The sequence below is a fragment of the Nocardia aurantiaca genome, from assembly GCF_009708175.1.
Classification (GTDB): Bacteria; Actinomycetota; Actinomycetes; order Mycobacteriales; family Mycobacteriaceae; genus Nocardia; species Nocardia aurantiaca.
On the sequence record NZ_WMBB01000006.1, the window covers coordinates 396,187 to 410,156 of the forward strand.

Genomic DNA, 13,970 nt, shown 5'->3' on the forward strand with positions numbered 1-13,970 from the left:
TTCACACTTCGAATGCCATGGGAATGTCCGCCGGTGCGGCGGGCCGCGCCGGGTCGGCGGACAGTGCGGCCGCCTGCGCGGCCACGGTGTCCAGATCGAACAGCAGGCCCACCGAGATGGCGCCGGGCCAGCGCGCCTGCAAGCGCATGTGCAGGGCGACCACGCGATGAGAGTTGCCGCCCACGTCGAGAAAGCGGTCCGTACGCTCGAATTCGTCGTGCAGCAGCACCTCCGACCAGATCTCGCCCAGGGCGCGCTCGGTCTCGGTCCAGTCGTCCCGCGACACCGGCCGCCCGACCGTGGAGCCGGTCAGCAGCGCGCGCAGGGCCGCCTCGTCGAGCTTGCCGCTGCCCGGTGTGATGGGAAGGCCCTCGATGATCACGAACCGTGCCGGAATGGCTTCCGGCACCAGATGTTCGGCACAGAATCCGGCCAGCGCGCTCGGCGCGGGCGTAGCCGCCGCGGTGTCCAGGGGCACCCAGAAGGCGGCCAGGTACACGGAGCCGTCGACATCGGCGACGGGCAGCACGACCGCCTCGCGTACGGCGGGATGGTCTTCCAGCACCGCCTCTACCGCCCCGCGTTCGATCCGCACGCCACGAACCTTGACCTGATTGTCGACTCGGCCGTGGAATTCGATGTCGTCGTTCGCGTCGGCGAGGGCGAGGTCGCCGGTGACGTACATGCGAGCACCCGGTTCGGTGGCGAAAGGGTCGGCCACGAATCGAGTGGCGGTCAGTCCGGGACGGGCCGCATAGCCGTCGGCGATCTGCCCGCCGCCGAGGTACAGATCGCCGCGAGTGCCGCGACTCACCGGGGACAGCTTGTCGTCCAGGAGATGAGCTGTCGTGCCCGCGGCCGGCTTTCCCATCGGGATGACCTGCCGCGGCGTGTCCGCGACATACGGGCCGATGCAGGTGATCGTCGCTTCGGTGGGGCCGTATTCATTGTGCAGCGCCACGGCGGGCAGTGCTTCGCGGTGCTCGGCCACCAGGCGCGGCGGGACCGCCTCCCCCGCCAGAATCACCGTCCGCAATGTCGGCCACGGCTCGGCCAGCCGTGGTAGCGCCAGCCGGTAGAGCGACGGTGTCGCGATGAAATGCGAAACACCCTGGCTGCGAGCGAGTTCGACGACGGCGTCGATATCGCGGACCATCCGGGCATCGGGGAACACGCTGGTGCCGCCGACCGCGAGCGGCCAGACCAGACCCAGCAGGGAGCCGTCCCAGATGAGCCGCATGGCCGAGAAGGCGACCAGCGCACCGTCGGCGTGCGAGTTGTTCCGGGACCCGATCTGGGTGGCGAGGTTCGCGCGGGATACGACCACCGCCTTCGGCACACCGGTGGAGCCGGAGGTGGTGATGGCATAGGCCGGCGCGCGCCGCGGCGGCGGGCCGGGCAGCGGGATCTCGGGTGGATTCACCTGCGCCGCGATGTCGATGACCGCGGGACCGTTCGCCGCGCCCGCCAGCGCCGCCGCCGCATCGCCCGGGGTGAGCGGATCCCGGCCGTCGATGAGCACCACGGCACAGTCCAGCGCCTCCAGCACCGCGCCGAGCGAGGACTCGCCGCCGTGGCCGGGTTCGATGACACACCAGGCCGCGGCGGCGCGCAGGGCCGCGATCATGCCGATCACGGTGCCCAGGTTCTGCCGCTGGTAGACGACGACCGTCTGCCCGGGCCGCACCCCGGCCGCGAGCAGGCGGCGTGCGAGAGCCGTTGTCGCGGTGTCGAGTTCCCGGTAGGTGAGAGACCGCTCCCCGATCACGACCGCGAGGCGATCGGGCACCCGCTCGATCTGGCGCAGCAGGCCGCCGAGCAGATCCGTGCTCATCGAACCACCTCGACATGGCCGGTGCCGCCGATGTCTTCGGCGGGCACGGTGCAGGCGAGCAGGATGCGGTCACCGTCCTTCGCGGCCACTTCGAACCCGGCGAAGCGCAGAGTCACGAGCATGACCCGATTCAGTGGTGTGGCAACGAATTCCGCCATCGGTTGCAATCCGGCCGCGTGGGCGCGGCGCACCACCTCGGCGATGAGAGTCGTGCCGACGCCGCGCGACATGACACGACAGGACATGAGCAGCAGGAGTAGGACCGCATCGGCGCCCCGCTTTTCGGTCACCGCCAGCCCGATCGTGCCATAGCCGCCGAAACGGTCGGTCAGGGAGGCGACGAGCACCTCGTGACGCGGGGACGCGCACAGTGCCCGCAGCTCGTCCATATCGAAGGTGACGCCGGTGGTATTGAGCTGGTGGGTGCGTTCGGTCAGCTCGTGCGCGCGAACCAGGTCCGCCTCGGTCGCTTCGCTGACGGTCATGACCAGATTCAACGAGGCCAGGAAATCCGCGTCCGAGCCGCTGAATTCGGCTTCGGAGGCTTTGCGCTCCCGCTCCGCGCGATACAGCAATCGGCGCTGCCGTGCCTCGGATGTCGCTGCGGCCGGGGTGAATTCGGGAAGGTCCGGAAGATCGGCGATCCGGTCGGCCGGATAGCATCGGACCTCGGGGAAGGCGGCGGCCACCTCGGCCAGCTCGACCGGATCATTGTCGACGAACGCGATCGTGTCCCGGCCGATATTGAGGGATTCGGCGATCCGTCGAATGGCCTCCGATTTTGGGCCCCAACCGATCTCGACCGCCGAGAACATGTCCTCGATAGCGTGCATGCGCAAATGTGCGGTGGCAGCGCGTGGTTCGCCACGACTGGCCACGGCGTGCAGGATGCCGCGTTCATCGAGAGTCCGGATTGTGTGCAGTGCTTCTGGTTTCGGTGCGCCGCCGTCCGACTCCAGCACAACGCCGGGCCACACCGTATCGTCGAGATCCCAGACCAGGCATTTCACCGTCGTCGCCATCACACCCTCCGCAGCAGGCAGGCGCTCCACGCGGCGACCGGGCTGCTGTTCAACACCAGCGCGTAGTCACCGGGCGCGCGGCTGGCCGCGGCGGCCTCCAGATTGACCAGCACGTCCATGGAGCCCAGGTGGCCGTAGGCCGCGAGATTGGTCCGGCAAGCCTTGTCGACCGGGCGATCCAGGGCCTCCTCCCAGAAGGCGAAGGCGCCGGCCGACAGGTTCTGCATGAGGATCGGCCCCACCGCGCTGTCTCCGACACCATTGCGTCGCAGCAGTTCCGGAATGATGGCGTCGAACCGTTTCTTGCTCTCGACCGCGAGCCGGAACGAGTAGGCGGACTCGTCCGCGCACTCCTCGACCCAGTCGTCGGAGCCGATATCGCGGTAATCGATGCGGAACAGGTCCGCGTATTTGCCTTCGCTGCGCACGATCTGGTCGACGAACTCCCAGCGGCCGGCGCCGGAGGTGGTGACCAGCAGTGCGGCCGCACCGTCGCCGAGCACCGTCATGGGAGCGCGGTAGCGATTCCGGGTGGGCGTCTTGGCGGCGCTGACCACCAGGACGTTACGGCAGTGGGCATCCGCGCGAACCAGGCTCGCGGCCAGAGTCAGTGCGGCGGAGACGGATACGCAGCCGAGGTCCCCCGCCGCCGTGGTGAAGGCGCGGGCCGCGCCGATCCGGTGTTGCAGCCGGGTCGCTTCCGAGGCGAGCAGGTACTGCGGCGCGCGACCGGTGGCCAGAATCAGCGCGTCCAGATCGGCGGCCGCGAGACCGGCCTCGTCCAGCGCCGTGCGCGCCGCCTCGGCGGCGAGATCGACCTCGGTCATACCGTCGGCGGTGCGCACCGTGTCGATGCCCAGGGCCAGGGCGTGTTCCCTGCGGTTCGCGGGCAGATCGGCCAGCTCCGCCAGCGTGACGACCTCGGCGGTCTGTTCTGGGAACCAGGTCGCGACCGGACCCAGTAGTACACGGTCCTTCGGTAGTGCACGGTCGTTCATGATCGCGCGCCCCGCATGACGTGCTCGCCCATGGTCACCTCGGCGACCTCCTGTGCTCCCTCGATGATTTGCATGACTTTGGCGTCGCGGTAGAACCGGCCGATCCGGCTGTCCGGTGCGCAGCCCGCCGCGCCGAGTATCTGCACGGCCCGTTCGCTCACCGACGCCGCGACACCGGCGGCCGCGTATTTGGCGGCAATGGTGGCGATCAGCGCCTCCGGCGATCCGGCGATCCGCGCATCGGCCGCGCGTTCGCAGAGCGCTTGCGCGCCTTCGACATCCGCCCAGCAGCGGCCGAGCGTGGCGCGGATCAACTGGTGCTCGGCCAGTGCGGCGCCGCCCTGGACGCGGGTGGCCGCATGGGCGGCCGCATCGCCGAGGCAGGCGCGCGCCAGCCCGACGCCACCCCAGGCGACGGTGTAGCGCCCGTGATCCAATGCGGTGCCGATGACATGGGACAGACCGAAGCCCGGCGGTGCGATCAGCTGGTTGGCGGGTATGCGCACCCGGTCGAACCGGACGGTCGCCAGTCGCGCGCCGCGTAACCCGAGACCGCTCTCGGCAGGTTCCACACCCACCCCGGGCCGGTCTCGATCCACCAGTGCGGCACACAGTCCGCCCGGCGCTCTTCCGAGCACGAGGTAGATGTCCGCACGCTGGCCGAAGGTCACCCACAGCTTGGTGCCGGAGACCAGGAAATCCGCGCCCACCGGCTCGAAAGCCATAGCGACAGCGGACAACTCGGTCCCAGCTCCGGCTTCGGTCGCCGCCAGCGCGGCAATGACCTCACCGGAGGTGAGCCGGGGCAGCCACAGCTCGCGCTGCGCGGCCGTACCCCACCGATCCACCGCGGCGGCCACCATGCCGTGCACGGTCACCAGCGAACGCAGGCTGGTGCACGCGTGCCCGAGCGTCGCGGCCAATCGCCCGAGCTCCCGCGCATCGAGCTCCGCGCCACCGAAGGAGGCGGGCCGATCCGCCCCCAGCAGCCCATTTCGACCGGCAAGCTTGATCATCTCGTCGGGCAGACCGTCCCGATCCCACCGTGCGGCATCACGGGCCGCAGCCTGCACGAGATCGTGCACCTCGATCACGAGTGGCTGTCCCCGCCCCGCTTGCGGGCAACGAAGGCCGCCGCACGCGCGGCACTGCGAAAGTTGTCGAGCTCGAGATCGTCGACATCGACCGAGATCCCGTAGGTGCTCTCCACGTGCACGACGATCTCCAGTGCCCGTAGAGAATTCACCAGTCCGAGCGCGAAAATATCGTCGTCCGGCGCCAATTCGATTTCGGCCATCGACCCGAAGTAGGCCAGCAACTCCTTCGTGAGCTCCGCCCGATGCTGCACGACCCGCGCCAGATCTTCCACCAACAATCCCTCTCGCCATCCACTCACGGCGAGCACGTCAACCCGTCCTGCCGCGTAGACCACGACACCATCGCGGTTGTTCCCGAACAAGCCCAAGGTTTCGCGGGCGAACCGGTCGGGAATGAGGTGGTCACCAACGGTGTTGGCTACCAGCCGGGTCAGTTCAAGGGTTGCGATCTATGTTCAGAGAAGGTGGCGCTGCGATCGAGGCGCTCAGGGGCAGTCGGTGGCCAATGGCGCACCGCGCAACGCGGAATCGATCAACTGCTGCAGTGCGCCGTCGATGGGCTCTTGGCCGTGGGAGACCGTGCGGCCGGGGCAGAACGATTGAATGCTGGCATTGGTCGCACCAGGCAGCGAATTCTTCTCCGCACCAGCATTTTCGGAGAAGAAGTGGTAGGCGATCAGGCCCGGCGGCACCGCGGGGTCCGCATTGAGCCGAGTCAGGAACGCCGAACCCGGCACCAGATCTTGACAACCCGGGGATACCTCGGAGCATACGGTTCCGAGGTCGTCACCTTGTTCGGGTGTGCCGTAGTCGATGTAGGTTCCGACCGAGTCGAGTCCGCCGAGGAATTTCACGTAGGCCCGCTGCGCGAGACCGCCCATGGAGTGACCGACCAGATCCACACGTCGTGCCCCGGTCTGTCGGCGGATATCCGCGACCTTGTCGGCGACGGCCTGCGCCGACTCCGAGATCGGCGCTGTCCCTGTGGGATTCCCGGCCAATACCATCGAAAAGGCGGAGTATCCGCGAGCGTCGAGCCAACCCCGGAGGCTTTCCAAGCGCGCCTGATCCGCATAGATGCCGCCGATCACCAGGACCGGGTCCCGGTCACCGCCTTCGGCCACCGCCGTCCCATGCCCCACGACCAATCCTGTTGCCGCGCAGAACAAGACGACGCCTATGCGTGCGATCTGCATGAGGGAGTACATCGGCCCGCTTTCGTAGAAGATCTCATGCCGTTCTACCACCGCAGTTATCTAATCCTCCACGATCCCCAGCCAGACATACTCTCGGGCCCTGGTAAGGGCCACGAACCGCTGATTCGTCACTAGATCAGCACGGTCATGGGCGGCATCGCTGAGCGGTTCCGCGGGGAGAGCTTTCGAGAAGAAAGGGTGTACCACGGCACGGAAGTCGAGCCCCTTGGCGCGGTATACAGTGCCGATCTTGATCATGTCCTCCTCCGCCCCGACGTGGTCCTCGAGGTTGCGGAACGGCACCTGCCACCGACGTAGTGCTGCTCTGAATCGGTCCGCATGGTGGTTCGTCAACGTGAGCAGGGCGGTCGCGGACAGCGGAATTCCCTGTGCTGCGATTCTTTGCAGCTGTATCCGTACCTGCTCCTCGACGTCTTCATCGCTGCCCGCCCATGTTTCGGCCGTCCCGCCACGCAGCGCGGCCTCGGAGCGGCTCAGCACGGTGCCGTCCGCACCATCGAGATCGTCGACCCTGATCTTTCCTTCGAGCGAAGCAGCCAACGCCAGTACTGCGTCGCAGTTTCGGTAGTTGACTCGAAGCACCTCGCCGCGGCCGATGATCGGGATGCCGGCATCCGAGAGCTTCCAGCCGCCGGCGTATATCTTCTGCTGTCCGTCACCGACGAGGAGCAGTGCGTTCGGCGCATTTCCGGTGAGGGCGTGCACAAGTCGCAAACCGAGTACCGACATGTCTTGGACTTCGTCGACGACGACCATGTCGTAGAGCGGATCAGCCGGATTCTCCTCCAGCTCGGCCAATGCGGCGGCGATGAGGTCATTGGCATCGAGGAAGCCTTGGTACAGGCGAATTTCCTCGTACTGATAGAACAGCTGCCACACCGCTTTTCGAGCCGGGACCACGCAATGTGCCGTGCCGCCCCCGACGATCGAGCTTCGCGTACTCGTCGAAGTCATGGATGCCTCGGCCCTTGATCAGACGATCGATCTCCTCACGCCAGTACCGGTTGTCGGGCTCGATCTTCGCGAGAGGGCCGCGACTGCCGACACGCGACCACGCGAGATTGAAGGCATTGTCGGCGAGACCGAGATCCATATTCACGTGCTCGCCACGTCCCTCGAGAAACTCGCGAGCCCAAGAATGCAGATTCTTGAACTCCGTCCGCTCCAGCGCATCCGGAGCCAATTGCGCGAACGCCTGTTCCTGACATCTGGGAAGATTCCGAACGAAGGTGGTGAACAGCAGCTTCCCGCTGGTCTTGCGAGCCCTCCGGGCCATCCGATGCAGAGCGACCACCGTTTTTCCGGTTCCCGCGGGTCCGGCGATACGAGCCGGACCGTTGTAGTTCCGGGACACCAGCGCCCGTTGCTTCGGATCAAGAAATGTCATCCAGGTCGGGAACGGCTTTTCCAATGCCTGGGCACGCTCGTCCTCCAACAGGCGTTCGGTATCGATCAATCCAGCTTCGCTCGACGGCATCGCAGACTGAGGTCCGTCAAGGGACAGCAGCCTGTAGCCACAATCGCGCGCGGAGACCATCTCCGCGATCCGGCCGGTAACACCACGGTGGAGTCGCGGCTCGCAATCGAAGAGCGACCGGTAGTCGAGTTCGCTGACCACACGGAAGCCGTCTACCCGCGCTCGAGCGCGCGGAGCGACGACCAGAACGAGTTCGATTGTCTCCGGCACGAAAACGTTGCGGTAGTTACCCACCGGGAAATCGGCGAACAGCTGCTCGGCATGCGTTTCGATGTCCCGGGCGATCGGCGCCTCAGGCGCCCGGTCGTCGAACAGGAGCCCGAATACACCACCGGTCCCGATCAGAAACGCGTCAGCGTACGCCGATGTCGGCAGTTTCGAATCCCGGACGAGCAGGTGCCATCCTTGTCTCCCTTCGGATAGCAACCCGGACAACACATTTCTTGCCCTCGGCACCAGCGGCCCGACGACGGACAAAGCCTTCTCCGCGCGCAACCGCCGTACTTCGCGGTCATGACTCGTTGTCCGTGCCATCGCGACACCCCCATCCGCTTTGCGACGACATCCGCCCGAGCGAGCAGCGTTCCACTAGACTGACCCAATTCGCCTACGAGCCACAAGTCCGTCCAGTCGGTTTGTTAGAACGCCGTCGACTCGAAGCTCACCGCGCAGATGCGGGCACGAATCTGGTCGGGAAACTGCGTTTGGCCCACCCGGTTTGGGGACAGTGATCGCCACTTCGAAACAGCCTTCATAGACTCGACGCTTCGGGCGGGCACCTAGCGCAGATCGAAGCGACCCGCCTTCACCGCGCTCGTAAAGCGGTCCCAGGCTTGACCGTCGAAGACCAAGACCGGGCTGGACTCCCCCAGCTTCGAATCCCGTACGCCGACGCCACCTCCACTCAGGTGCGCGGCTTCCACGCATGTCTCCCCTCCCTGACTTTTGGTGCTCTTGAACCAGTGCGCATCGGATAGATCATTCATGCCTCATACTCCTTCGCTATGCACCTCAGAAGGTGTTTGGTATCAGCTTCATTCAATGCGATCCGGCCGATCCTCATATAGGCGTCACGGTAACGAGAGACATCGACATCGCTGTCGTAGTACATCCTGGAACCGTAGGACTCGACATAGACGGTTGACGGCTCAATGGGCACATCCGTCATGGGGTCCATGGGAAAGTCCAGGATCACAAACGGGCCCACATGACCGCCCAGAGGGAACCCGCCACTGAACGGGACTACTCGCACCTTGACGTTCGGCGGTGTGTCGGCCAGGCGGCGGAGCTGGGCGGCCATGATCTTGCGCGAACCGGCGACACGCCTCAAGGCGGCCTCATCGATGAGCAGGTCGACCTCGAGTGGAGACAAGCGCCGCGTGATCGCGGTCTGCCGTTGCATCCGAACCTGTACTCGCTGTTGCAATTCCATGGCCGTGTCCGACGTGAAGAACACTCGATTCAACGCCGTGGCGTAGTCGGCAGTCTGGACGATGCCAGGCATGGTGTCAGGTTGGTAGGTGATCATCCGCTCGGCCGCCATCTCCAACGACATGTAGGTCTCGAACTCGGCCGGAATCAGATCTTCATACCTCGTCCACCAATGCGACTCATCAGTTGGCCTGGTGCGCCGATCCGCTTGCAAGGCAAGAGCCTTCATCTGCTGCGTGCGCTCCTCCGACACACTGTAGAGCTTGCACAGCGCCTCGATGTCGAGCTGCCGGATCCGCGGATTCTCCCCCTTCTCCAGCCGCTGTAGCGTCCCGGCTCCGCGCTCGATCAACCTGGCCGCGTCGGCCAGGGAAAGACCCACCGCTTGCCGCAACTCCCGGAGTTGCCTCCCCAACTGGCGCCTGGGAATCGTCGTCGGGTTCTTGCTCATCAGCTTTGCTCCCGAATCTTTGGATGGCACCCACACCTCATCGTGGGTGATTGCTTGGCGAGCTGCGGATTTCATTGTCCGCACAGCATGGAACCTGCGCAGGGAAAACGGATGGATTCTTTTGGAACCTCCAATTCTGGCCTCCATCCGAGTCCGCGAGCCCTCTACTGGACCGACATCGAACGACATCGATCACCACTGCTCGCCACGAGTCAAAGGGAGGTCGTAATGCTCTGGGACGCATGGGCGCTACTGTCGATCATCGCCCTCTGCACCGCCGTCATCCTCTGGTCCTGCTGGGGCTTCTACTCGGACAATCGCTCGGAAAGTCCCAGCTCCCTTCGGCTTCCGCTGATCGGAGGTGGATATCTCGACGTCCCGCACCCAAGCGGGCATCCCACCGGACGACACCGATCTCGAAGCCGGAGGTGACCGACCTCATGAACCCCGCCGAAGTAGCCGTCCTCGCTGTCCTGCACCCCGACAACACGCTGACCGCAGCACAGATCCAGCGGACATCAACATTGACCGCCTGGCGCACCCGAAACGCCCTCGCCCAACTCGAATCCCGTGGCCTGATCATCGCCAGCCGCACCCGCGGACGATGGCGGATCAGCGCCCGCGGCCGCATCGCGCTCGCGACAAAGGGAAGGAGATTCGGTGGATAGCCGCACCAACTGGTGAGACGGGTCCGACCATCCTGAACCGTTGGGTCGAGACGTCGAGTGCGCCTTCGAATATCGCGGCCGTTACCGTCGGCACCCGTCGAGTAGCAGGCCGATGGTGAGATGCACCTCGTAGTTCGGGTCGGAAATCTCTGCGCCCGCGCAAATGTCGCCGATCGCGCGCATCAGTTGATAGGCGGAGACGTCGGCGGTGATCTCACCGGCGTCCCGGCCGGCGGTGAGGAGATCGTCGAATACCGGCACGAGCCGGTCGAGGAACAGTGTGTGCAGAGCGGCGAAGCTGTCGGGGTCGCTGCGCATCGCGGCGGCGAGCCCATGCTTGGTCACCAAGAAGTCCACGAAGAGATCCACCCATCGACGCAGCGCGGCAAACGGTGAGGACTCCGCCGCGAGCAGGGCGGGCCCGGCGTCGGCGCAGGCATCGATCTGATGCCGGTAGACCGCTGCGACGAGATCCGCTCGCGTGGGGAAGTGCCGGTAGATCGTGCCCATGCCGACGCCCGCCGCGGCGGCGATCTGGCGTACCGGTGCGTCCACGCCATGGGTGACGAATACCGATGCCGCGGCATCGAGCAGGGCCCGCTCGTTCCGTCGTGCGTCGGCGCGTTTGGCCGAACTCGGTGCGGCCGGCGTTCGCTCGTCGCGTGCGCCCACGTGACATCCCTTCCTCGTAACCATTGCCAACCGGAACGTTGTTCCGTATATTCGGAGCAGCGCTCCGCTTTTGCAAGTATATCCACGGTTCGAGCGGGTGCTCGAACCCGTCACAAAGCAGCGCTCATCGCTATCGAAGGGAAATCTCATGCCCGGACCAGACACTGCCCAGAGCGCCGTGCCCGCCCTGACCACCCCCATCATCAGCGTCAAACCGGTCGTCCTGTCCGCGCCCGGACGCGGCGACGACCTGCAGGTGCGTGTATCCGCATCCGCTGCCGGCACCGGTCTGCCCATCGTCGTGCTCGCCCACGGCTACGGCGAGTCGATGTCCTCCTACGATCCGCTGGTCGACTTCTGGGCCGGCAACGGTTTCGTCGTCGTGCAGCCCACCTTTCTCGATTCACGAACCCTCGGCCTCACTCCGGCCGATCCCCGCTACCGGGACATCTGGCGCGTCCGAGTCCGCGACGTCACCCGCGTACTCGACCAACTCGATCGAATCGTCGCCGCGATTCCAGGGCTGGCCGAACGCATCGACCGCGACCGCATCGCCGCCGCAGGACATTCCTGGGGCGGACAGACCGTCGGCATGCTGCTCGGCGCACGCGTCATCGGCCCGGACGGCCAGACCGGACCCGATCTGACCGATGCTCGAGTGAAAGCCGGTGTCCTGCTTGCGACAACCGGCCTCGGCGGCGACACCCTGACCCCGTTCGCCGCCGAGAACTTCTCCTTCATGAACCCCGACTTCGACAGCCTGACCACACCGACCCTCGTGGTCGCGGGCGATCACGATCAATCCCATCTCTCCACCCGCGGCCCCGACTGGTTCACCGACGTCTACGCCTACAGCCCCGGAGCCCAAAGCCTGCTCACCATCTTCGGAGGCGATCACTCGCTCGGCGGAATCCATGGCTACAACGCCAACGACACCACCGACGAAAGCCCCGATCGCGTCGCGCTGATCCGGAAGGCCTCTTGGGCCTACCTCCGCAGCGTCCTCGGAATCGATGACGTGGAATGGAAGCAGACGCAGGCCGATCTCGCGCGGGCCGCAGATCCGATCGGCCGCATCGACCACAAGTAGACGCACCCGCCGGCACTGCCTCTGCCGCGACCACCGGCCAGCCTACGATGGCAGCCGACACAATTCGAGCAGACTTCTACCTCATTCGTCTCGGTGAGCCCGATTGCCGCGATACCTACAAGCCCGCTACCGCGTCCTCGACGATCCGCCGCGCCACCTCGAAGCGGATTCGCACGCGTTTGGGATCTGCGGTCGACGAGCTGATGGCGGCGATGTAGTCACTGTTCTTCGCCATCGCTTTGCGGGCCTCGGCCACGATACGTTCCCGAGCGGGGACCAGCGTCTCCGGGCGATAGGCGGCCAGCACCACACCCCAGCTTTCCAAGAGGGCGCGGTTGATGGGAGAGCGACGGTTCGAGCCCGCGGGCCACCTTCGGAAGGCATAGTCGCCGAAGATGATTCGCGCGTTCGCCATGCCGCGTTCGAAGGCGGCGTACCAGGAGGCGAGTTGTTCGTCGGAGACTTGGCGAGGATCGTCGATGCGCTCGGTCGTCGCATCCAGCAAGTTCTCCAGTGAGCTGTACGCGTCGTATTCCTGGAGATCCGGCAGGCTGTAGAAAGCGAGGAAGCGAAGGACCGCTTCGCGGTCGTTCATGCGCACATGGTCGCGCAGCACGCCCGCGGTCGCGGCCTGGAACACATCCGCCGATACGCAGCGCTTGAGCAGGTCGCGGCTGCGCGCGCTGCTCATGCAGTGCCGAATCTCCATGGCGTTCAACGGCTCTCCACCGGTATTGATGCGCTTGAAGATGTCGTACTTCACCCGGTTGGGTGTGGACGGTTCGATGACGTGCACGACTATCTGCGCGTTGTGCAGCCGTCGGCGCAGCGGAGCGTCCAGGTCGCGGAAACCTTTTCCGAGCTCGGCATCGAGGTATTCCAGATCGTCCAGCGCGAACCGGCCCTGCACGTACTCGTGCACGGTCGACAGTCGCTGCAGTCCGTCCACCACCCGGAACATGCCGCCGCGATCCTCGGCGAAATAGAAGGCCGGCAGGGGAATCTGCAACAGCAGGCTCTCGATGAGACGGGACTTCTGACGGCCCTTCCATACCCTGTTGCGCTGGAAATCGGGAGCGAGCTCGAGGTCACCGTCATCGATCATGTCGAGGACATTGCGCAGGGAGAACGTGCGAGTGGAGATCCTGATCTGGTCCGGATCCCATGGCGTGGAAACTCGCTGGCCGAACTCGTCTTCCTCGCGTTCGATCTCCACACCCGTCGGCTCGCCGTAGAAGACCTCTTCGACGACGGTGTCCTCCGGAGCCTGTGGCGCCGCGTGCATCATCGGATCAGCGGCCGACGCGGTCGCATCCGGATACGAATTCGGCGGGACCGCCGGCGGGGTCGCCGCGGCACGGAAGTACCCGATCACGTCGTTGGAACGCGATTCGAACTGGGCGGCATCGAGCCCAGCGAAGCCGGCGACGTCCTGCATCGCCGGAAGCCACCGGCTCTCCATGAGCGACCACAGACGGTGTTCGAACTGCTGTTGCCTGTCGGCCTCACTGAGGAACGGCGGCATGAAGCACCCGAAGATCAGTTGCAGCGACGAGCCATTCAGGCCGAGGAAGTACAGCCAGTACGGAAACTCATTGTCCATACGTCGCACGAAGTGGCGAACGGGCTCCATGTCGAACAGCTCGGTCGGAATGTGTTCGTAGCCCTCGACCACCAATTCCACTGACCCCAGGGCACGAACAGCATGCTCCGGAGAGGCGAAGCAGGAGTTCAGAACGTCGAGGGTCGGTCGCAGGTCGCCGCTCTCGATGTCGGCGCGGGGGATCACGACGACCAGATGATCGGGAGAAAACACCAAGTCTTCCTTACGGTTCGAGTTGTCCGCGGGTCACCCTACCGAGACGTGTGGGAAGGCGGTCGGGTTCGCAGCCGGAGGGACACGAGAGGCCATCGTATTTGCGATATCCGGGCCGGTGTGGGGTCGAATCGGCCAGCGTATCGGTCAGCGGTGCGCGGGTTAGGCTGTGGCGTGGTTTCCAGGGCCGAGAAGGT

Annotated in this window: 14 protein-coding genes; 2 read left to right on the top strand and 12 right to left on the bottom strand. The window is 65.5% G+C overall.

Annotation, left to right across the window (positions count from 1 at the left end):
- Position 1: 1 nt before the first annotated feature.
- The 10 genes from GLP40_RS15280 to GLP40_RS15320 form a co-directional block, all read right to left on the bottom strand.
- Entirely contained in the window at positions 2-1,834 is a 1,833-nt protein-coding gene (locus tag GLP40_RS15280; RefSeq protein ID WP_154788523.1) for a non-ribosomal peptide synthetase, read from the bottom strand.
- Entirely contained in the window at positions 1,831-2,856 is a 1,026-nt protein-coding gene (locus GLP40_RS15285; RefSeq protein WP_154788524.1) for an HAD-IIIC family phosphatase, read from the bottom strand. The genes GLP40_RS15280 and GLP40_RS15285 overlap by 4 nt, the downstream gene beginning before the upstream one ends.
- Positions 2,856-3,854 carry a 3-oxoacyl-ACP synthase gene (locus tag GLP40_RS15290; protein WP_154788525.1) on the bottom strand — a complete coding sequence of 333 codons (999 nt, stop codon included), beginning with the start codon at positions 3,852-3,854 and terminating at the stop codon, positions 2,856-2,858. Before GLP40_RS15290 ends, GLP40_RS15285 begins: the two co-directional genes overlap by 1 nt.
- Positions 3,851-4,948, bottom strand: a complete 1,098-nt coding sequence (locus GLP40_RS15295) for an acyl-CoA dehydrogenase family protein (protein ID WP_328290195.1) — start codon at positions 4,946-4,948, stop codon at positions 3,851-3,853. Before GLP40_RS15295 ends, GLP40_RS15290 begins: the two co-directional genes overlap by 4 nt.
- Positions 4,945-5,223, bottom strand: coding sequence for an acyl carrier protein (locus tag GLP40_RS15300; protein ID WP_328290196.1), 279 nt, complete (start codon positions 5,221-5,223; stop codon positions 4,945-4,947). Before GLP40_RS15300 ends, GLP40_RS15295 begins: the two co-directional genes overlap by 4 nt.
- Before the next feature lie 213 nt (positions 5,224-5,436).
- Complete coding sequence (locus GLP40_RS15305) at positions 5,437-6,198, bottom strand: esterase/lipase family protein (RefSeq protein ID WP_328290197.1); 762 nt, start codon at positions 6,196-6,198, stop codon at positions 5,437-5,439.
- A 9-nt stretch (positions 6,199-6,207) separates the two neighbouring features.
- Positions 6,208-7,047, bottom strand: a complete 840-nt coding sequence (locus GLP40_RS15310; RefSeq protein ID WP_196054671.1) for a UvrD-helicase domain-containing protein — start codon at positions 7,045-7,047, stop codon at positions 6,208-6,210.
- Positions 6,983-8,179: a UvrD-helicase domain-containing protein gene (locus GLP40_RS33260; protein ID WP_196054672.1), complete on the bottom strand. Its 1,197-nt coding sequence runs from the start codon at positions 8,177-8,179 to the stop codon at positions 6,983-6,985. The genes GLP40_RS15310 and GLP40_RS33260 overlap by 65 nt, the downstream gene beginning before the upstream one ends.
- A 245-nt stretch (positions 8,180-8,424) precedes the next feature.
- Positions 8,425-8,631: a DUF397 domain-containing protein gene (locus GLP40_RS15315; RefSeq protein WP_154788527.1), complete on the bottom strand. Its 207-nt coding sequence runs from the start codon at positions 8,629-8,631 to the stop codon at positions 8,425-8,427.
- Complete coding sequence (locus GLP40_RS15320) at positions 8,628-9,527, bottom strand: helix-turn-helix domain-containing protein (RefSeq protein WP_154788528.1); 900 nt, start codon at positions 9,525-9,527, stop codon at positions 8,628-8,630. The genes GLP40_RS15315 and GLP40_RS15320 overlap by 4 nt, the downstream gene beginning before the upstream one ends.
- A gap of 440 nt (positions 9,528-9,967) precedes the next feature.
- On the opposite strand from GLP40_RS15320, the gene GLP40_RS15325 reads away from it, so the two are divergent.
- Positions 9,968-10,195: a hypothetical protein gene (locus GLP40_RS15325; protein ID WP_154788529.1), complete on the top strand. Its 228-nt coding sequence runs from the start codon at positions 9,968-9,970 to the stop codon at positions 10,193-10,195.
- Between the two features lie 81 nt (positions 10,196-10,276).
- On the opposite strand, the gene GLP40_RS15330 is transcribed toward GLP40_RS15325, so the two are convergent.
- Complete coding sequence (locus GLP40_RS15330) at positions 10,277-10,891, bottom strand: TetR/AcrR family transcriptional regulator (RefSeq protein ID WP_154788669.1); 615 nt, start codon at positions 10,889-10,891, stop codon at positions 10,277-10,279.
- Positions 10,892-11,015: 124 nt separating this feature from the next.
- Here GLP40_RS15330 and GLP40_RS15335 point away from each other — a divergent pair, with 124 nt between their 5' ends.
- A complete protein-coding gene (locus tag GLP40_RS15335) occupies positions 11,016-11,957 on the top strand; it encodes an alpha/beta hydrolase family protein (protein ID WP_154788530.1) in 942 nt (313 codons plus the stop codon).
- Between the two features lie 115 nt (positions 11,958-12,072).
- Here the strand turns inward: GLP40_RS15335 and GLP40_RS34840 are convergent, their stop codons facing one another.
- Complete coding sequence (locus GLP40_RS34840; RefSeq protein WP_328290199.1) at positions 12,073-13,773, bottom strand: DUF262 domain-containing protein; 1,701 nt, start codon at positions 13,771-13,773, stop codon at positions 12,073-12,075.
- Positions 13,774-13,970: the final 197 nt, after the last annotated feature.

Bases quoted from the DNA above. Each gene is read 5' to 3' on its own strand.
- GLP40_RS15290 (WP_154788525.1), bottom strand. From the start codon at position 3,854: ATGAACGACCGTGCACTACCGAAGGACCGTGTACTACTGGGTCCGGTC.
- GLP40_RS15280 (WP_154788523.1), bottom strand. From the start codon at position 1,834: ATGAGCACGGATCTGCTCGGCGGCCTGCTGCGCCAGATCGAGCGGGTG.
- GLP40_RS15320 (WP_154788528.1), bottom strand. From the start codon at position 9,527: ATGAGCAAGAACCCGACGACGATTCCCAGGCGCCAGTTGGGGAGGCAA.
- GLP40_RS15315 (WP_154788527.1), bottom strand. From the start codon at position 8,631: ATGAATGATCTATCCGATGCGCACTGGTTCAAGAGCACCAAAAGTCAG.
- GLP40_RS15330 (WP_154788669.1), bottom strand. From the start codon at position 10,891: ATGGTTACGAGGAAGGGATGTCACGTGGGCGCACGCGACGAGCGAACG.
- GLP40_RS15285 (WP_154788524.1), bottom strand. From the start codon at position 2,856: ATGGCGACGACGGTGAAATGCCTGGTCTGGGATCTCGACGATACGGTG.
- GLP40_RS15325 (WP_154788529.1), top strand. From the start codon at position 9,968: ATGAACCCCGCCGAAGTAGCCGTCCTCGCTGTCCTGCACCCCGACAAC.
- GLP40_RS33260 (WP_196054672.1), bottom strand. From the start codon at position 8,179: ATGGCACGGACAACGAGTCATGACCGCGAAGTACGGCGGTTGCGCGCG.
- GLP40_RS15335 (WP_154788530.1), top strand. From the start codon at position 11,016: ATGCCCGGACCAGACACTGCCCAGAGCGCCGTGCCCGCCCTGACCACC.